Origin of the sequence: Polyangium mundeleinium (genome assembly GCF_028369105.1) — a bacterium.
Taxonomy (GTDB): Bacteria; Myxococcota_A; Polyangia; order Polyangiales; family Polyangiaceae; genus Polyangium; species Polyangium mundeleinium.
In genome coordinates, this window is sequence record NZ_JAQNDO010000001.1 from 482,731 (window position 1) to 501,852 (window position 19,122).

The window sequence follows — 19,122 nt, forward strand, 5'->3', positions numbered from 1 at the left end:
CTAGCCGGGTAGGCGGAAGGTTTGTCGCACCCGATCGGCGCTCGGGCCTTTGCCGTTCATCATCACGCGGATGAGGTCGTTCCACAACGTGGGGATGTACGGGTAACGCTGGTTTGGATCGGCCGCGAGCGCGCGCGCCGCCCAACCGTCGATCTCGGGCGCGAGGTCGGGCCGCAGCGGGGAGAGCTCGGGGCGCGGCGCGGTCGTCGCGGCGAGGGAGAGATCCGCGACGGTGTCGCCCTGGAACGGCGTTCGGCCGGCGAGCGCGCGGAAGACGACGGCGCCGAAGGCGTAAACGTCGGCGCGATGATCGAGCGGCTCGCCGCGCCAGGCCTCGGGCGCGACGTAGCTCGCCGAGCCGCCTTGGGTGCCCGCGGCTGTGAGCGCCTCGAAGCCGAGGACCTGGGCGAGGCCGACGTCCATGATGCGCACGCCGCCGCCGTGCTCGGGCGAGACGAGGAAGAAGTTCGCGGGTTTGACGTCGCGGTGGACGATGCCGAGCGCATGCGCGGTGTGGAGCGCGCGCGCGATCGGGTCGAGGAGCGTGAGCAGGTTGTAGGAGCTCAAACGATCGCCGAAGAGCTCCAGGTCTGCGAGGTGGGCCTCGAAGCTCTCGCCTTCGAGCAGCTCCGTGACCATGTACAAGGCGCCTTCGGGGTCGGTGCCGAAGGCGTGGACGCGCACGACGCTCGTGCCCCAAAGCGAGGCGAGCGATTGGGCTTCGCGGAAGAGGCGCGCGGAGAGCTGCGGGTCGTCCTGGGCCTGCACGCGCAGCCGCTTGAGGGCGACCTCGGTGCCGGTTTGCAGGTCGTTCGCCCTGTACACGACGCCATGACGCCCGCGGCCGAGCTCCTCCCCGAGCTGGTAGCGGCCCTCGAGCGTCTCGCCTTCCATAGGTTCCCCGAGGAGCAATCTACCTGTTCCCCTCCACGGAAGGCATCTTTTCGCAGAGGCCCCCGGCCCGGTCCGGCCGATCGACGCAGGGGCCCTCGGTCGACGCTCTCTTTGCCCGGGGGCGGGGGGCGATGCTACGGGAAGGGCCGTGAAGAGCGCGGTCCCGGAGAACGCCGCGAAGGGCGCGGGCCTCGAAGAGGCCGTGGCGCGTTTCGTGCGCCACCTCGGCGAGGAACGTCGAGCATCGCCGCATACCGTGGCCGCGTACCGTCGAGACCTTGCCCAGCTCGTCGCCCACGTGCAGGAGCGGCGCGGGCGCGTGCGGGGGCCCGGGGATCTCGACGTGTTCGTGCTGCGAGGGTTCCTCGGGCAGCTCGCCCGGACGCACGCGCCGCCTTCGATCGGCAGGAAGATCGCCGCGGTGCGGGCCTTCCTGCGGTGGCTCGAACGGCGCGGGGAGATCGAGAAGAACCCCGCGGCCGAGCTCGAGCTGCCGAAGGTGCGGCGGCCGCTGCCCACGTTCGTCAACGCGGACGCCGCGGCGGAGGTCGTCGAGGCGCCCGACGAGGCGACGGCGGAAGGGCAGCGGGATCGGGCGATTTTGGAGGTGCTGTACGGCTCGGGGCTCCGCGTGTCGGAGCTCGCGGGGCTCGACGTCGGCGACGTGGAGATTGCAGCAGACGGCGGACGCGCGCGCGTGCTCGGCAAGGGGAGCAAGGAGCGGATCGTGCCGGTGGGCTCGCTCGCGTGCGGCGCGATCACGCGATGGCTCGGGCGGCGGGAGGAGCTTCGGAATCCGAAGACGGGCGCGCTCGACGAGCGAGCGCTCTTCGTGTCGAGGCTCGGCCGGCGCATCAGCGTGCGGCAGGTGCAGCACCTCGTGCATCGGTACGGCGCGCTCGGCGCGGGCCGCGCGGACCTGCACCCGCACGCGCTCCGGCACACGTTCGCGACGCACCTGCTCGACGGCGGCGCGGATCTGCGCGCGATCCAGAAGATGCTCGGGCACGCGAGCCTGTCGACGACGCAAAGGTACGCGCACGTCTCGATCGATCACCTGACGAAGGTGTACGACGCGGCGCACCCGCTCGCGCGGAGAAGCCCCACGAAGACGGTCGGCCCGGAGGTCGCGCCGCCCCGCGCGCCGCGCGCGCGAAACAAGGGATGAAGACCGCGCTCTACGTTCGAGCTTGGGCGAGCCGGATCGCCCGCGGGGCGATGGGCGCATCCATCGCGGGGCTCGCTGCCGCCGCGCTCGACGCTGCGTATGCGCGCGGCGGCGAGGAGGAGCGGATCGACGCCGCCAAGGCGTTCGCGATCTTCGTGGCGGACGCTGGGCTTGTCGCGCCCGTCGCGCTCGTCGTGGGGCTCGTCGTGGCGACGTCGCTCGTGATCCTCTTCCCGGACGCGGCGCCGACGCCCGCGTCGGCCGTGGCCTCACTCCGCGCGCGCGCCAAAGGCCGGCCCGCGGACGTGGCCGCGTTCGTGCCGCTCGCGATCGTGGCCGCGTTCCTGTGGATGACGCTCTCTGCGCAGCTCGCGCGTGCGCTCCTCGCGCTCGACGTCGCGGCGCCGCTCGCGGGGCTCGCCATCGCGACGGGCACGCTCGTCGTTGGCCTGCTCGCGACGCTGCTCTCGCTCGCGCTCACGCCGGCGCTGCGGCAAGCGCTGGCGACGGCGAGCGAGGGTCGGCCCGCGTTCGTGGATCCCGCGAAGACGGCCTTCGCCGCGCTCGTGGTCGTGGGCCTGCTCTTGGGCCTCGGCGTCGCGACGGGCGGGCCGAGCGGCGAGGGCGGGCTCTTCGGGATCTACGGCGTGCTCAGGCGCCCCGAGCTCGATCTGCGCGCGGTCGGGATGCTTTCGCTCGTCGCGCTCGCCGCGGTCCTCTCGTCCGCGCTCGCATCGCCGCGCAGGGCGCTCGTCGCGGCGCTCTTCGCGGTCGCGCCGGTCCTGTTTACGCCGCGGACGGCCGTCTCGCTCGGGGGCGAAGGCGCGCCGGTGGCGCAGGCGATCGAGCGGGATGCGCCGCTCGGCAAGCTCTCGCTCGCGGCAATGCGCAAGCTCGCGGATCGGGATCACGACGGCGCGAGCGCGCTCTTCGGCGGTGGGGATTGCCGCGAGGGAGACGCGTCGATCGGGCCGCTCGGCGTGGAGATCCCCGACAACGGCGTCGACGAGGATTGCTCGGGCACGGACCTGCGCGCCGAGGTGCTCGCCGCGCTCGCGCCCGCCGCTTCGGCGCAAGCGCCCGCGCCGAAGAGCGCCGACGTCCCGGCCGACCTCAACGTCGTGCTCATCACGGTGGACACGCTGCGCGCCGACCTCGGGTACGCCGGGTATCCACAGCCCATCTCGCCGAACCTCGACAAACTCGCCGCCGAGAGCGCGGTGTTTCTCCGGGCTTATTCGCTCGCCTCGTACACGGGCAAGAGCGTCGGCCCGATGCTCCTCGGCAAGTACGGCAGCGAGACGCAGCGCAACTGGGGGCACTTCAACAAGTTCGAGGACACCGAGACCTTCCTCGCCGAGCGCCTCTCGCGCGCGGGCGTCCGCACGATGGGCGTCCACGCGCACCGCTACTTCGGCAAGTTCGGCGGCCTCGACTCCGGCTTCGACGTGGTCGATCTCTCGGCTGCGCCGCCCGAGGGCGCACCCTGGGACGTGGCCGACATGAAGTCGAGCGACGCGCTCACGGACGCGGCGCTCGCGCAGCTCGCAAAGCCGGAGAACACGCAGGGACGCTTCTTCCTGTGGGTGCACTACCTCGACCCGCACGCCGACTACCTGCGCCACGACGACGTGCCGAGCTTCGGCACGGGCCAGCGCGCGCTCTACGACGGCGAGGTCGCGTTCACGGACAAACACATCGGCCGCCTCCTCGACGGGATCCGCGCGGCGCCTTGGGGCAAGCGCACGGCGATCGTCGTGACGAGCGACCACGGCGAGGCGTTCGGCGAACACAAGATGTTCCGCCACGGCTTCGAGTTGTGGGAGCCGCTCGTGCGCGTGCCGCTCGTCGTGCACGTCCCGGGCGCGAAGCCCGCGCGGATCGAGGCGCGCAGGAGCACCATCGACATCACGCCCACCGTGCTCGACCTCTTCCGCATCGAGCCTCCGAAGCCCGGCGCCGAGGGCCCGGACTTCCTCTCGGGCACCTCGCTCCTGCCCGACGTGCTCTTGCCGGAGGGGCAGACGCCGGCCGCGCGTGACGTCGTCATCGACATGCCCGCCGGCCCCTACAACGACGCGCGCCGCGCGCTCATCCACGGCGACCTCAAGCTGATCGTCTCGAACAACGCGGGCTACGAGCTCTACGACCTCGGCCAGGATCCCGAGGAAAGGAAAGACCTCTGGCGTTCGCCCGACACGCGCGAGGGCATGGAGGAGCGCTACGCGGCCCTGCGCGCGCGCCTCCGGGAGATCCGCGTGACGGGCCCGCGGAAGTGAGTTCGTCGTTCAGGCCCTTCCAGATCCGGCCTCCGATCGCCTAGGATGAACCCCGTGCTTCCCCCCACAGCGGTCGTATTCGATCTCGACGGGACGCTGCTCGACAGCCGCGGCGACATCGTGGCCGCGATCAACCACGCACTCCTCACGACGGGGCGCAACCCGCAGCCCGCGCAGGTGATCGTGCGCCTCGTCGGCGACGGCCCGCGCGCGCTCTGCGCGAGGGCAGCGAAGATCCCGGAAGACGCGCCGGAGACCGACGAGCTCATCCGCCTCTTCCTCGACTACTACAGGGAGCATCCGCTCGACTTCACGCGCTGGGCGAAGGGCGCGCTCGAGGCGATCGAGGCCCTCTCCGCGATGGAGAACATGGCGCTCGGCATCTGCACGAACAAGCACCGCGGGACGACCGACGTGGTGCTGCGCGCGCTCGGCATCGAAGATCGGTTCGGCGCGATCGTGGCCGGCGGCGACACGAAGGAGCGCAAGCCCGACGCGGCGCCGCTCCTGCTCGCGGCGAAGCAGCTCGGCTCGATCCCGGCGGCGGTGGTGATGGTCGGCGACGGCATCCAGGACATCCTTTGTGCACGAAACGCCGGGACCTGGGCCGTGGGCGTCGAGTCCGGCTTCTCCGCGGTCGAGGCGCTCATCCAGGCGGGGCCGGACGTGACCGTGCCGGATCTCTCGATGCTGCCCGGCATCGTGCAGCGTTGGCGCGAGCCGACGACGAGGATCAAGCTGCGTTAGGTCCTTGCTCTCGATCCTCCACCACGACGAACGATTCGTCGTCGTCGACAAACCCTCTGGCCTCGCCGTCCACCCCGGCTGGGCCGACGACGAGCGGACCGCGATGCACGAGGTCCGCGATACCCTCGGGCAGAAGGTCTTTCCGGTCCACCGCCTCGACCGCGCCACGAGCGGCGTGCTCGTCTTCGCGCTCGCCCCCGAGAGTGCCCGCGTCTTTTGCGAGATGTTCGAGGAGGGTCGCGTCGAAAAGCATTACCTCGCGCTCGTCCGCGGCGTCGCCCCCGAGGCCGGCACGATCGACCACCCCATCCCCCGCCGCGAGGGCGGGCCACGCGTGCCCGCCTCGACCTCGTTCCGCAGGGTTTGGCGGGGCGAACACCTCTCGCTCGTCGACGCGGAGCCGCATTCGGGCCGGCTCCACCAGGTGCGGCGGCACATGAAGCACATCAGCCACCCGCTGATCGGGGACGCGAATTATGGCAAGGGCGCGCTGAACCGCGCGTATCGGGAGCGCTTTGGCCTCGCGCGGCTCGCGCTGCATGCGCGGTCGCTTGGCTTCGTGCACCCGTGGGAGGGCAAACCGATCACGTTCGAAGCGGCGCTGCCGGAGGATCTCCGCGCGCCGTTCGAGCGGATCGGCGTGGTCATTTGATGATCGACTGGCAGCCGAAGAAGACCTCGATCTTCCCGGTCTTGTCCTCGCCGACCAAGGCCTGGGCCTGGTCGCACGAGGTCTCGCAGAGGATGACCTTCTGCGGCGCTGCAGGGTCGTCGTAATACCAGCCGCCGCCGTTACACGCCGCCGCGCCGTTCACGCGCGGCAGGTACGTCGGCGCGCCGCCGCTCGAAAGCGCCACGTTCACGAGCTCCGGATCGAGGTCCTCGCCCGTGGGAGGCTTCGGGATCGCGAGCTCGCACGAGAGCTTCGCGGTCTGGTCCACGGCCTGGGCCACCGCGTCGAAGAACGGCTGCCAGGCGGCGCTGCCGTCGCAGAGTTGGGCCCGCACGCCGCCCGTCTTTTGCACGAGCGTCGTGTACGTCGGGCCCGAGCTCGGCGGGTTGGTGCCGTCCGAATACTCGCATACCGTGTTCGGATTCGAGGTCGAGCCCCAGCCGTAGATGCCGCTGAACACGTAATCGGTGAAGAGCCCGTTCCAGGTCGGGCTCAGGATCCCCGGCGGGAGCGTCAGCGTGTTCGCCGGGTTCTTCCCGCCCGCGAACGACTCGAAATTGGTCGCCGACAGGCGCGAGTTGTCGTCCGACACGATGACGATCGTCTTCGTCGCCTGCGGCCTTAGCTCCTGCTTCCACGGCTCGCCGCCTCGCTCGTCGCCGAGCTTGTAGCCGTCCGTTTGTCCGAGCGTGCCGAGGAACTGCTCGAGCGGCTGCACGCTGCGGATGTCCACGCTCGAATGGAAGAACCGCGCACCATTGCCGCAATTGTCGTTGCCCGCGAGCGGCGCCGGAATGCAGATCGGATACCGCGTGCTGCCGCTGACCTGCACCGGACTCGTCTTGTTCCGGAGCGAGAGCATGATGACCTTGTAGTCCAGGTTCTTCGCGGCAATCAGCGAGGCGAACGCATTGAGGCCCTTCTTGATCTCGGTGATCGCGGGCTGCATGCTCGACGAGTTGTCGACGACCCAGATGATGTCGACGGGGAGCTTCTCGACGGTCGCCTCGGACGCCGTCGACGCGCACGCGGCGTCGTCCGAGAGGGGCGGCGCGTCCGTGCCCGTCCCCCCGTCGTCCTGGAAGAGCCCGCCCTCGCCCGCCGAGCCTCCCGCGCCCGTGCCCGCGGTCCCGCCGGCGCCGCCGGTCCCCCCGGTTCCCCCTTGCCCCGGAGGGTCCCACGAGGAGCTGCCTCCGTTCGAGGTGGCACATGCAATGACCATGGTGGCGGCGGTCGAGGCGAGGAGCGAAAGCAAGACGTAAGGGCGCATGGTCGGACCTTACCACCGTTTTCCACGCCGAACAGGGTTCGTCGATGGCAAAACCGTGTCACACGCTGCGTACGGGAGGCCGCACGGGGGTGGGTATGGCGTCACCCGGCCGTCGTTCCCCGGCGCTCGACCGGACCGAATCCCGCCTGGAGTTCGCGGCCATAAGGCGTCGCGTTCAGGATCGCGCGCAGGCGCAGGCGTGCGCGGTGCAGGCGGGAACGGACGGCGCTCTCGCTGACCATGAGCTTCTGGGCGATTTCCTGGAGCCCGAGGTCCTCGTGATAATGCGCCATCACCACGTCCCGGTAGTCGTTCGGCAGCTCGCCCAGGGCGAGCCGGACGAAACGCTCGCGCTCGGCCACGCTCGCCGCGTCGTCTTCGAGCGCCGGGGCGCGCATCGTGGGCAGAACGCTGAGGTCCTCGAGGTCGAGGCCGCCGACGAACCGCGCCCGCTGACGCCTTTGGGAGCGCATCAGCATCAGAGCTTCGTTCGCCGTGACCCGAAAGAGCCACGTCGTGAAGCTCGAATCGCCGCGGAAGGAGCGAATTCGTCGGATGACCTGGAGGAGTGTCGATTGAACGAGATCGAGCCTGTCTTCGTCCGAGACGGGATACCGAGCGAGCTGCCGCTCCACGTGCGGCCGGATGGCACGCGTGAGCGCGTCGAGCGCCACGGTGTCGCCATTCTTGACGCGCTCGATGAGCTCGCTGAGCCGGGCCTCTGCCCCGGCAGGCGCGGGCGGTGCCGCGGAGGTACGCGTCGTCGTGACGGCCTGGACGGCCATGAGAGCCTCCATCACCAGCGCTTTCCCGGCACTTCGTGGGCGCGCCTGGCAGGTGGTCGGGGTTAGCAAGTCATCTGCCAGGCATGGCAGGTCGGGATCCGCGCGAATGGCTGGCGCCGCTGGCACGTCGGGGCGTGAGGGATGTGCCTCCGCGCCTCAAAGAATGCGTGAGCCATCGCAGCGAGGGCACAAACGATGCGCACGGATTGCCCAGCCGCGGTATAAGCTCGGCGTGGACCGTTCTGGCTCTCCGCCCAAGGCGCTATCGCATCCGCTGCCCGCCGGGATGCGTGATCTCTTACCGGACGAGACGAGAAGAAGGCGCGCGCTCGCCCGGACCCTCCTCGACCATTTCGCTCTGCACGGTTACGACCTCGTGACGCCGCCGGCGTTCGAGCTGGCCGAGGTGCTGGAAAAGGGTCTCGGCGCCCTGGATCCCGGCGACGTGCTGCGTTTCGTGGAGCCGGAGAGTGGCGAGGTGTGCGCGCTCCGTCCCGACATGACGCCGCAGATCGCGCGGATGGTGGCCACGCGCCTCGCCGCGGAGCCCACGCCGATCCGGCTCTGCTACGAAGGGACGATCGTCCGTCGCCGCCAAGGTCGGGCCAAAAAGCACCGGCAAATCCCGCAGGCCGGCGTGGAACTCTACGGCGCGCCTTCGCCCGAGGGGGACCTCGAAGCGCTGCGGCTCCTTGCGTCGGTGACGCACGCCGTGGGCCTCGGGTCGTTCGTGATCGACCTCGGCCACGCGCTCATCGCGCGCGCGCTGGTCGATGCGGTGCCGTCGCCGCTCGACGTGGAGGTGACGGACGCGCTGGCGCAAAAGGACGCGTCGCGGCTCCTCGCGCTGCTTTCGGGCCGGGAGGCGGCGGGGGTGCCGAAGCGCGTGGCGGAGGCGCTGGTGGCGCTGCCGGAGCTCGCGGGCGGGGCGGAGGATCGGCCGGGCGAGGAGATTCTCTCCCGCGCGGAAAAGCTCTTTGCGGGGACGGGGGCGGAGGGGCCGCTGCGCGAGCTTCGGGCATTGTGGGAGACGGCACGCGGGCCGAACACGTCCGCGGCCGGGCTCGGGGATGTGCTCCGGCTCGATCTCGGCGAGGTGCGGGGCTTCGCGTATTACACGGGGCCGATTTTCCACGTGCTCGCGCCGGGGCCGGGCGAGCCCGTGGGGGCGGGCGGTCGATACGACGATTTGCTCGGACGTTTTGGTTTGCCCATGCCGGCGGTGGGGTTTGGCCTGCACCTCGACGCGATTGCGCGGGCGCGGGAGGCCGCGGGCGTGCGGGAGGAGCGGCCCCTCCGGGTGCTCGTGTCCGCGGATCCGCCGGGCGAGGCGCTGGCGTCGTCGCTCCGGGCGCGAGGCATCGCGACGGCGTGGCGCGCGCCGGGGGCGGACGTCCTGCGTTATGCAGCGGCGCACCGGTTTTCGCACGTGGTGACCGCGGGGAGCGAGGGATCGCTGCGAATCAGCCGGACGGACAAACCCGAGGCCGCGGTGGAGATCGCGGCGAGCGCGGGCGTGGACGTTGACGGGATCGTGCGGGCCTTAGGCGAACAGGCGCCACTCGTCTTCGAGCAGCCCTAACGCCTCGTCGAGGCTGCCTGCGAGGTCCGGCGCCAGCCATTCCGACGACGAGGCGCTCTTCGCGACCGCCTCGAACGACGGCACCGGCACCTTGCCCGCGAGCTTCTCCAGCCGTTTGCCCGTCCTCGCCAGCCGCGAAACCCAGTCCGTGCTGCGGTAGGCGTATTCGGCCTCGTGCAGGAGCGCGCTGCCCACGCGGGCGAGGCGCTCGCGCACGATGACGGCGGGCTCGGCGCCCGAGCGGATCGCCTTGCGGCTCGCTTCGATCTCCAGGAGCACGAGGCCCGCCGGCGATCCCGGCGTGAACGAGGGGCTGATCGGCTGGAACGAGAGGTCCGTGAGCGCGAGGAAGTACCACGAGTGCGGCGCGGCCACGCGGTAGAGCCATTCGGCGCCCGAAGCCTCGGCTGCGGCGATCGCCACGTGCCAGGCCCCTTCCTCGTCGACGTCGTCTCGCTCCCTCGGCATCCGATCGATCGGGCGCACGGAGGCCGCGCGCAGGAGCGGATCGGCCCAGGCCATCGTCAGCGAGGACGTCGTGGGCGCGTAGCTCAGGAGCGCGCGCGCGCGGGCCTCGGCCGAGACGCGTCCGCGCGGGTCGAGCCACACGAAACGTCCGTCTTTCAGGTCCACGCGATACTCGTGATCCTCGGCGCCGTGCGCCGCGAGCTCCTCGAGGAGCGCGGCCCCGCGCTCGGCCCACTTCGTGACGAGCGGCTTGTCCGCGGCGGGCGGCGGCTCGGTGCGTGCGGGCCGGAGCTCGGGCATCCGGGGCGCGGACGGCACGAGGGCGGGCCCCTCCTTCGGCCTTTTCGCGGCAGCCTTCGAGGTCGTCTTCGAGGCGACCTTCGTCGGCTTTGCGGCGGCCTTTTTCGTCCGCGTCGGCTTGGATCCTGCGCGCGCCTTGCTCATCGTGCCTCGAAGGCAGCGCGGAGCTTGCCGCGCTCACCCACCATTTTCAACGGATCCCAACGTTTGTCACGCGCTGGTTTTTGCTTGCCCGACGAACGCCCCGGTCGAGGTGCGCCAGCCTGCCCTCCGCGCTAGAACGTGACGCCCCCGGCGGAGCGCGCGGCGAGATCCCGTGTCCTGTCGGGGACTTCGGATCCTTGTTGCGTTGCGCACGTCGGATGCGCGATCCTGCGAAGATCAGGCCCATGGTCACCCCTCCAATCGGTTCCGCCGCGCTCCCGTTTGATCCTTCTTCTTATTTGGCGCAGTCGAGGGATGTCTGCGTGGTCTACGACACGGCGCGTCGGTTCGTGTATGCGAACCCGGCGGCGTGCGGGCTGCTCGGGTGGGATGCGGAGGGGCTCGCGGGCAAGTCGCCGCGGGATCTTTATGGGGACCGGGCCGCGAGCATCGAGCAGTGCGTGGAGCGCGCGTTTTCGAGCGGCGAGACCGTGCAGGTGGTGCACAAGATCCGCGGCAGCGCGGGGGCGGTCGCCTACCTCGACACGAGCTACACGCCGATGCGCGGCGCGGATGGCGGCGTGTCGTTCGTCGTGTCGCTCGGCCGCGACATGACCGACACGTCGGCGCGCTGGCGCGAGCTCGAAGACACCGTGGCCCGCAGGACGCGGGATCTCACGGCCATGGAGTCGCGCTTCGACGTGCTGCTCCGGAACCTCCAGATCGGCCTCGTCATCCGGGGGCCGCGGGGAGACATGCGCTTCGTGAACCGCCGCGCGCTCGAGCTGCTCGGCATGACCGAGGCGCAGATGCACGGCCGTGCCTCGAGTGATCCGGGCTGGGCGATGCTGAACGAGGACGGCAAACCCCTGCCCCCCGACCAATCCCCCATGGCGCGCGCCCTCGGGAAGGGGGAGGCCGTCTCGTCCATGATCATCGGGGTGGATCGGCCGAAGATCGGCGATCGCGTGTGGCTCCTGGTCAACGTGACGGTGCAGCGGGACCAGGCGGACGTGGTCGAGCAGTACGTGGCGACGCTCAGTGACGTCACCGAGGCCCAACAAGCCACGCGCGCGCTCGCCGAGCGGGAAGAGACGTTCCGCCTCCTCGCCGAGTCGATCAGCGACGTCTTCTGGATGACGGACGCGAATGGAAACGCGCTCGTCTACGTGAGCCCGGCCTATGAAACCGTATGGGGCCGGCCGAGGTCGGATCTCTACGAAAAGCGGTTCCGGTTCGTCGACGCGATTCACCCCGACGATCGCGCGAGCGTCGTGGAAGCCATGCCGCTGCAGGAGCTCGGGCAATACGATATCGAATATCGCGTGGTGCGACCGGACGGCACGATTCGTTGCGTGCGGGATCGGGCGTATCCGGTGAAGGATGCGTCGGGGCAGGTCGTGCGGACCGTGGGGCTCGCGAGCGACATCACCGAGCTGCGGGCGGCGTCGGAGCTCATTCGGCGGCAGGCGGACGCGCTGCGGGAGCTCTCGACGCCGCTCGTGCCGATTGGCCACGGCGTGCTCGCGATGCCCATCGTGGGCGTGCTCGATTCGGCGCGCGCGCGGCAGGTTTTGGAGACGCTGCTCGAAGGGATCGTGCGGCACGCGGCGGAGGTGGTGATCCTCGACGTGACGGGCGTCGGCGTGGTGGACGTGCAGGTGGCGAGCGCGCTCGTGGCGGCGACGCAGGCGGCGCGGCTGCTCGGGGCGGAGGTGCTGCTCACGGGCCTGCGCCCGGACGTCGCGCACACGATCGTCGGGCTTGGGCTCGATCTCGGCACGCTCGTGACCCGCTCGACGCTGGAGATGGGCATCCGCTGGGCGCTCTCCGAGCGAAAGCGCGGGAAAAACGTCCATTCGAGGAAATGAAGGGGCAGCCGGGGCGCGCGTGTTGATTTAGGATCTGGTCTCGATGGTGGATGATCAAAGGCCCCTGTCCGTTCGCCTCGCGACCTGGAACTGCTTCGGCGCGCCGCAGAGCCTCGAAGATTTTCTGGCGGGACGGCCCTTCTGGCCCGAGCGCCTCGGGGCGCCGGGGGTGATCGAGGTGCTCTCGCGCTTCGACATCGTGTGCATCCAGGAGAACTTCGTGGGCGGTGTGCACGAGCGGCTGGAAGCGCTGCGCGTGGCGGGGAGGTTTTCCGAGCTCTGGCACGATCCGCCGGGGCCCGACGGGGTGGACAAGACGCTCGTCGGCGCGGGCCTCGTGATCCTCTCGCGGTTTCCCCTGAAGGCGCGTTTTTTACGATTGCCGCGTGGCGTGGGCGCGGACGGATTCTCACGGAAGGGCGCCGCGCTCGCGGAGGTACGTTTGCCCGGGGGGCGCGAGCTCTACCTGGTGAACACGCATTTGCAGGCGGATGACGGGCGTGTCTCGCCGGAGGAATGCCTTCATGTGCGTAAAGCCCAGGTCGAGGTGCTCTGCGACGCGCTGCGGGAGCCGCTTTCGAGCGGCGTGCCCACGGTTCTTTGCGGGGATCTCAACGTGCCTTGCGGGACGACCGAATACGAGGGGCTCGCGCGGCGGCTCGGCGAGAGCTTGACGGATCACACGGCCCGCGCGGGGCTCTTGACGTACGACACGGAGCAGAACGACGTGGCGCGGGCGTTTCACGAGGGCGGCCCGGAGCGGGCGCTGATCGATTACGTGTGGACGTCACAGCGGGCCGCGCCCGAGCGGATCACGATGGAGCTCGTCGCGCCGCTCGGCGAGATTTCGGGCTGCCCCCCGCAATATGCAGGCCGGGCGTTTGCCTCGGACCATTTCGGCGTGGGCGTGACGATCAAGATCGATTGATCCGGAGCCGCGCGATCGTCGCGCCCCAGCCGCCGCGCGTGGCCGGCGCGTCCCGGAACGATTCGACGAGCGGGTGTCGCGCGAGGAGCGATTGCACGACGCGCCGCTGCACGCCTTTGCCGCGGCCGTGGATGAGGCGCACCTCGGGAAAGCCGCGCGCGTGGGCCTCGTTCAGGTATTCCTCGACAACCGAGGGGATGTCGCGGGGCGCAAAGCCGTGCAGATCGATCGCGTCCTCGATCGGGAGGACGGCGATGGCGTCGGGGTCGGGCAAAGGTTCGTCGTCGTCGGTCTCTTCGGGCGCAGGCGGCTCTTTCGATTTTGCCGGGGCGAAGAGGCGCGCGAGGTGTTCGAAGAGGGCGCGGAGCATGGCCGGAGAGCAGGGTACCACCGTGGACCTGTCGTGGCCGCCTTCGCTTCGCGCGTGTATCTTTCCAGGGCATGTCGGCGGCGGACGACGGACGAAACGCGGAGATCGGGCACGAGTCGACGGTGCCGCTCGTCCTGCCGGGGCCGCCGGCCGAGCGGCGGGGCGTGCCGCCTTCGCTCTCGGAGCGATACCAGGACATCACGTTCGTCGGCGAAGGCGGGATGGGCACGGTGTACCGCGCCATGGATCCGCGCCTCGGCCGGACCGTGGCGCTGAAGCTCTTGAAGGGCGACGATCCGGAGCTCTGGCGTCGATTTCTCGGCGAGGCGCGGGCGCAGGCGCGCATCCAGCACGAGCACGTATGCCGCGTGTACGAGGCCGGGCAGGCGGACGGCGAGCCGTACATCGCGATGCAATTCATCGACGGCGAGCCGCTATCGCGCTTTCGGGATCGGCTGACCCTGGAGCAGCGGGTCGAGCTGATGCGTGAAATCACGGCGGCGGTGCACGAGGCGCACCGGCTCGGGATCATTCATCGGGACATCAAGCCGGGGAACATCCTCGTGGAGCGCCGCGAGGACGGCTCGCTGAAGCCGTACATCATGGATTTCGGATTGGCGCGGGAGGTCTCGGACCGCGGACAAACCCGCACGGGCGTGGTGGTCGGCACGCCGGCGTACATGCCGCCGGAGCAGGCGAAGGGCGATGTGCGGGCGATGGATCGTCGCTCGGACGTGTTTTCGCTGGGGGCGACGCTGTACGACGTGATCGTGGGGCATCCGCCGTTCGTCGCGGAGCACCCGTGGAAGCTCTTGATGATGGTGGCGTACGAGGATGCGCCGACGATTGGCAAGGTGCACAAGGGGGTGCCGTCGGAGCTCGCGACGATCGTGATGAAATGCCTCGAACGGGATCCTTCGAGGCGATACGATTCGGCGCGGGCGCTCGCGGAGGATTTGCAGCGCTACCTCGACGGCGAGCCGATCCTGGCCAAACGGGCCTCGATCGGATACGTGCTCCGGAAAAAGGTACGTAAGAACAAACTCCTGGCGTCGGTCTTGGCGCTCGGGGCCGTGTCGTCGCTCGTCTTCGGGGGCGTGTGGGTGCGGGCGCAACGACAGGCGGCGGAGCAGGCGGAGCTCGCGCGGGATCTCGGCGAGGGCGTGAAGGAAATGGAGCTCTTCCTGCGGGCGGCGTATGCGTATCCGCTGCACGACGTGGAGCGGGAGCGGGACATCGTGCGCGCGCGGCTCGGGGAAATCGCGCAGCGAATGGCGGCCGCGGGGAAGGTGGGGGAGGGACCGGGGCATTACGCGATCGGGCGCGGGCACCTCGCGCTCGGGGATCCGGAGGGGGCGCGGGAGCACCTGGAGAAGGCGATCGCGGCGGGGTATTCGTCGCCGGATCTACGTTATGCGCTCGGGCGGGCGATCGGCGAGATCTATCAGCGGGCGCTCGCCGAGACGCGGCGGATCACGAACGAGGAGGAGCGAAAGAAGAAGGTCGCGGAGCTTTCGAGGGAGCTGCGGGATCCGGCGCTCGGACATTTGCGGGCGGCGATGGGGGCGCGGATCGAGGTGCCGGCCTATGCGGAGGGGCTCATCGCGCTGTACGAGGGGAAAAACGAGGAAGCCGCTGCGAAGGCGCGGGAGGCCTTCGAGAAGGCGCCCTGGATGCACGAGGCGAAGAAGCTCGAAGCGGACGCGCTCTTCGCCGAGGGGAGCAAGTATCGGCACGACGCGGCGTTCGATCACGAGAAGATGAAATCGTATTTCGAGCCGGCGGCGCGGGCCTATGCGGCCGCGGCGAACATGGGACGGAGTGATCCGGAGGTGCACCGGGCGGAGTGCGAGTTGTGGGAGAAGATGGGGTGGGCGGCGCTGAACAGCAATGCGGACAGGCAGGTCCCGTTCGAGGCCGGCGTCGAGGCTTGCCATCGAGCCGTGCAGGCGAGCAGCCGAGACGGGAGGTCGCTCGTGCAACGCGCGTTGTTCCTCGTCGCGCGCGCCAATGCCGTGTCCAGCAGCAGCAACGCCAAGGATTCGGCGCAGGCCACCGCCCAGGCCGCAGTTGACGCTGCTGAGGAGGCCGTGCGCGCGCGCCCGCAGGACGTGATGGCGCGATATGCGGTCGCCACGGCTTTGCACGAGCGCGCGAAGGTGCGCTTCGCGCGCGGGGAGGAGGAGGTCTCCGTCGAGGAGGTCATTGTCGCGTACGAGCGCACCCAGGAGCTCGATCCGCTCTTCACATGGGCTTACAACGAGCTCGGGCAGGTGTACATGCTCGCGTCGGACGTCGCACGGTTGCGGAGCCAGGACGGACGGGGCGCGCTGGAGAATGCACGGCGGCAGTTCGAGCGCGCGCTTTCGCTCGATCCGGCATTTTCGTTGCCTGCATTCATGACGGTCGAAGTGCTCGTGATGCTCCTGGAGCAGGACATCGATCAGGGGAAAAATGCAGACGCGACTGTCACGGCTTTGCTCGGAGGCCTCTCCCGGCTCGAAGGGCGGAAGGACCATCCTTGGCGCACGGCCTTCTGGCGAGCGCGAGCGAATCGCATGATCGCGACGTACGAGGCCGCGCTCGGCCGTGATCCCGGCGGATATACCCGCGCCGCCATCGCGGAGATTCATGCGTTTGCCGGCGAGTCGCCCAGGGATGCATTTTTCCTCGGGGAGATCGCGCGATGTCACCTCGTCGAGGCGAGGCACGCGCTCCGCCGAGGCATCGACCCCGAGGCGCTGCTCGGCGCCGCGCGGCAGGCCGTGCGGGAGGCCGATTCGGTTCGTGGTACGACGACCCTGTCGAACCGCATCCTCGCTGCGCGCATCGAGCTCGAGCGCGTCCGGGCCGTCACGCAGCTCGGCCGGGCGCGCGCGTCGAGCTTCGAGCCGGTATTCGAGCTCGTGGAGCCCACGCTGCAAAAGCAGAACGACCAGCCACAGCTTCACCGGATTCTGGCGGAGGTATACGCCCTGCGAGCGGCCTTCACGTGGAAGAGCGGCGCGAATCCGCGATCGGACATCGACGCCGGCCTGCAGAGGATCGAAATGGCGCTCGCCAAGAATCCGCACATGGCATCGGCGTTTGCCGTTCGAGGGCAGCTTTATCTCATCGAGGCCCGGAGCGCGCACGCAAAGGCCGAGCGCGTGGAGGCGGCGTCGCGCGCGAGGGCCGCATTCGACGCGGCGTTCCAGGAAAACGAGCTCCTCCGGAAGGACCATGAGGATGACAACCGGGAGGTCGAGGCGTTTCTCCGCTGACAACTCGGGTGATGGCTGAAGCCTGCGCCTCGTGCGTGTCGCCCCCTGCAACACCTCGCCGCGGGGCGCGAAACGCCTCTGAAAATGCGCGGATTCGGCGTCGGTGCGGGTTGGCCCGGCATGTGCAAAGCCTCTCCTCGTCGACACGTCGACACGAGGAGGCTCCATGCTTGCATTGCGGTCGTTTGCTTCTCTTGCCGCCCTGACGTTCGCTGTTGCATCCGGCTGCGCCGGCGCCGAGTCCGCGAACCCGTTCGATCACGACGATCTCGTGGTGGGTCTCGACACGCAAGAGGATGGCGATCCGCCGGATCGGCCGCCGGGCAGCAGCAATTTGTTTGTCCCCGGTTGCTTCTGGAACCCCAACGTCCAGGCGGCCTACAGGCTCTACGCGCAAAAGCCGCTCTACCAGTACGCGGAGGGCACGCTCCCCGACAACCCGCACCTGTCCCTGGTCTCGAATACGTGCAGGGGTCAGGCCCTCAAGTACCTTGCCCGGTGCGCATTGCCCGAGGGCTCCTCGATGACGGATCCATATAACAACGTCACGTACAATGGATGGCTCGGCCTCGCGGACCAGTGGAAGACGCAGGTATTGAGCAGCGACAACCAGTGGTGGGTCACGTCGTGCCTGCTCGAGCACCTCAATGGGTACGGGATCGAGGTCCCCATTTTGCTACAGGGAGCCCGCGCGGAGCTCCAGCCGACCTCGGCGCAGATCGCGCAGTTCCCCGTGCCGGAGTCAGGCGCGTGGGGAAACCTCTTCGCGCCGAATTTTGTCGCCAACGTTTGTTATTCCACGAACATGGCGACATCTTGTCTCGTGGAGCAATTGCTCGACGAGCGCATCTGCGACTCTAGCCCCTATTGCAATCTCAACATCGTGGGGAACTGCAACACCGCGTGCTTCTACAACGCCCTCGCCGGATACAAGCAATGCGGTTCGTCAGGGAACAAGCACATCAGCGTGCGCGTGAAGAATTACGACTGGTACGGGTACGATTGCGTCATCCCGGAGTGAGTCACGTCGCGAAACCATTCCAATTTTCGAAGAGGTATCCCTATGTCCAGGAATCGTCACGCCCTCACGTTCGCCCCCTTCGCCCTGCTCCTCGCCGCCTGCGCCGGCTCGATCGACGCGCCGGCCGAGGGACGGACCGCCGAGGCCTCGCAGGCCATCACCATCGTCCAGAAGATCGAGGTCGGATACTCGCACGTGTTCACCATCGCCGACGGCGGGGACCTCTTCGCCTGGGGCTACAATGGGAATTACGAGCTCGGGCTCGGCGACACGACGAATCGCGTGGCCCCCGAGCAGAGCAGCCTCCTCGATGTCGCCGACGTCGACGGGTACGGCCTGCACACCTGCGCGGCGACGGAAGGCGGCGCGGTGTATTGCTGGGGCCACAACGGCTACAACAAGGTGGGCTCGGGCTCGTGGTACAGCCCGAAGCAAACGCCCACGGCCGTCTCCGGAATCACGGACGCCGTCGCGGTCGCCACGGGGTGGGAGCATTCGTGCGCCCTCCTTTCGTCGGGCGAGGTGGTCTGCTGGGGGCAAAACTCCTACGGGCAGCTTGGCCACGGGTCGTCGGGCTCGTACTCCGCGTCGCCCGTGACCGTCTCGAACCTCTCCGACGCCATTTCGATCGACGCCGGCGCGTATTCGACGTGCGCGCTCCGCGCCACGGGCAAGGTGGTTTGCTGGGGCGACGACTGGTTCGGTCAGCTCGGCAATGGCAGCCCGAGCGCGAACCAGGGCGCGCCCGTCGAGGTGTTGGGGATCGACGATGTCGTGAAGATGGTGCGCGGGCAAAACCACGGCTGCGCGCTGCTCTCCAGTGGCGAGGTGAAATGCTGGGGCGCGAACAACTACGGGCAGCTCGGGCTCGGCTCGGGCGCAGCGAGCTTGGCGTATTCGGCCGAGCTCCTTTCGAGCCTCTCGGACATCGTGGACCTCGGCGCGGGTAACAGCCATACCTGCGCGATTCGTAGCGACAACGAGGTGTTCTGCTGGGGCCTGAACGATTCGCGGCAGCTCGGCGACGGCACGACCACGAACCAGAGCGCGCCCACGCAGATCACGAACGCCACGGGCGCGATCAAGATCGACGGCGGTCAGGTCTCCACGTGCGCGCTCTTCGGGGACGGCGTGAAATGCTGGGGCGGCGACAGCCTCGGGCAGCTCGGCAATGGCGCGCCCGCGTCGGGGAGCAGCTCCACGCCGGTCGACGTCGTGTTCCCCTGATTCGAAGCCACGAGCGGAGGGCGGGCGGCTCGGTGAAAGGAGCTGGCGCGCCCGCCCCGTCCCGCGCTGCAGGCCCTGGCCATCACCGCTGCAGGCGCCCCCCCGCAAATATCTTCGCCGGGGGACCCTTCG

15 protein-coding genes are annotated in these 19,122 nt (G+C 69.4%); 10 read left to right on the plus strand and 5 right to left on the minus strand.

The genetic code is table 11. From position 1 onward, the window contains the following. Entirely contained in the window at positions 1–894 is an 894-nt protein-coding gene (locus POL67_RS02035) for a serine/threonine-protein kinase (RefSeq protein WP_271914994.1), read from the minus strand. A gap of 148 nt (positions 895–1,042) precedes the next feature. Between POL67_RS02035 and POL67_RS53435 the strand changes: the two genes are divergently transcribed. The 4 genes from POL67_RS53435 to POL67_RS02055 are packed head-to-tail and all read left to right on the plus strand — an operon-like array spanning position 1,043 to position 5,740. Then, on the plus strand, positions 1,043–2,062 hold the full coding sequence (locus POL67_RS53435; RefSeq protein ID WP_271914996.1) for a tyrosine recombinase XerC: 1,020 nt from the start codon (positions 1,043–1,045) through the stop codon (positions 2,060–2,062). After that, positions 2,059–4,341: a sulfatase gene (locus POL67_RS02045; RefSeq protein ID WP_271914997.1), complete on the plus strand. Its 2,283-nt coding sequence runs from the start codon at positions 2,059–2,061 to the stop codon at positions 4,339–4,341. The genes POL67_RS53435 and POL67_RS02045 overlap by 4 nt, the downstream gene beginning before the upstream one ends. A gap of 54 nt (positions 4,342–4,395) precedes the next feature. Then, positions 4,396–5,088 (plus strand): HAD family hydrolase, encoded by a 693-nt coding sequence (locus tag POL67_RS02050; RefSeq protein ID WP_373372343.1) that lies wholly within the window; start codon positions 4,396–4,398, stop codon positions 5,086–5,088. 4 nt (positions 5,089–5,092) lie between these two features. Beyond that, a complete protein-coding gene (locus tag POL67_RS02055; RefSeq protein ID WP_271915000.1) occupies positions 5,093–5,740 on the plus strand; it encodes an RluA family pseudouridine synthase in 648 nt (215 codons plus the stop codon). Here the strand turns inward: POL67_RS02055 and POL67_RS02060 are convergent. Together POL67_RS02060 and POL67_RS02065 are read right to left on the minus strand one after the other, a co-directional pair. Beyond that, entirely contained in the window at positions 5,733–7,031 is a 1,299-nt protein-coding gene (locus tag POL67_RS02060) for a hypothetical protein (RefSeq protein WP_271915001.1), read from the minus strand. The genes POL67_RS02055 and POL67_RS02060 overlap by 8 nt on opposite strands. A gap of 101 nt (positions 7,032–7,132) precedes the next feature. After that, the gene (locus POL67_RS02065; protein ID WP_136927285.1) at positions 7,133–7,816 is read right to left on the minus strand and encodes an RNA polymerase sigma factor; all 684 of its coding nucleotides are present in this window, start codon (positions 7,814–7,816) and stop codon (positions 7,133–7,135) included. A 286-nt stretch (positions 7,817–8,102) separates the two neighbouring features. Here POL67_RS02065 and POL67_RS02070 point away from each other — a divergent pair, with 286 nt between their 5' ends. Continuing rightward, positions 8,103–9,398: an ATP phosphoribosyltransferase regulatory subunit gene (locus tag POL67_RS02070; protein WP_271915002.1), complete on the plus strand. Its 1,296-nt coding sequence runs from the start codon at positions 8,103–8,105 to the stop codon at positions 9,396–9,398. Here the strand turns inward: POL67_RS02070 and POL67_RS02075 are convergent. Then, entirely contained in the window at positions 9,360–10,310 is a 951-nt protein-coding gene (locus POL67_RS02075; protein ID WP_271915003.1) for a DUF6882 domain-containing protein, read from the minus strand. The two genes, POL67_RS02070 and POL67_RS02075, sit on opposite strands and share 39 nt — an antisense overlap. 245 nt (positions 10,311–10,555) lie before the next feature. On the opposite strand from POL67_RS02075, the gene POL67_RS02080 reads away from it, so the two are divergent. Both POL67_RS02080 and POL67_RS02085 read left to right on the plus strand, forming a co-directional pair. Then, positions 10,556–12,181, plus strand: coding sequence for a PAS domain S-box protein (locus POL67_RS02080; protein WP_271915005.1), 1,626 nt, complete (start codon positions 10,556–10,558; stop codon positions 12,179–12,181). A gap of 43 nt (positions 12,182–12,224) precedes the next feature. Next, on the plus strand, positions 12,225–13,109 hold the full coding sequence (locus POL67_RS02085) for an endonuclease/exonuclease/phosphatase family protein (RefSeq protein WP_271915006.1): 885 nt from the start codon (positions 12,225–12,227) through the stop codon (positions 13,107–13,109). Here the strand turns inward: POL67_RS02085 and POL67_RS02090 are convergent. Then, positions 13,096–13,479: a Smr/MutS family protein gene (locus POL67_RS02090; protein ID WP_271915007.1), complete on the minus strand. Its 384-nt coding sequence runs from the start codon at positions 13,477–13,479 to the stop codon at positions 13,096–13,098. The two genes, POL67_RS02085 and POL67_RS02090, sit on opposite strands and share 14 nt — an antisense overlap. 71 nt (positions 13,480–13,550) lie before the next feature. Here POL67_RS02090 and POL67_RS02095 point away from each other — a divergent pair, with 71 nt between their 5' ends. The 3 genes from POL67_RS02095 to POL67_RS02105 all read left to right on the plus strand — a co-directional run bounded on the left by POL67_RS02095 (position 13,551) and on the right by POL67_RS02105 (position 18,990). After that, positions 13,551–16,742, plus strand: a complete 3,192-nt coding sequence (locus POL67_RS02095; RefSeq protein WP_271915008.1) for a serine/threonine-protein kinase — start codon at positions 13,551–13,553, stop codon at positions 16,740–16,742. A gap of 166 nt (positions 16,743–16,908) precedes the next feature. Next, positions 16,909–17,763 carry a hypothetical protein gene (locus POL67_RS02100; RefSeq protein ID WP_271915009.1) on the plus strand — a complete coding sequence of 285 codons (855 nt, stop codon included), beginning with the start codon at positions 16,909–16,911 and terminating at the stop codon, positions 17,761–17,763. Positions 17,764–17,805: 42 nt separating this feature from the next. Continuing rightward, complete coding sequence (locus tag POL67_RS02105; RefSeq protein WP_271915010.1) at positions 17,806–18,990, plus strand: RCC1 domain-containing protein; 1,185 nt, start codon at positions 17,806–17,808, stop codon at positions 18,988–18,990. Positions 18,991–19,122: the final 132 nt, after the last annotated feature.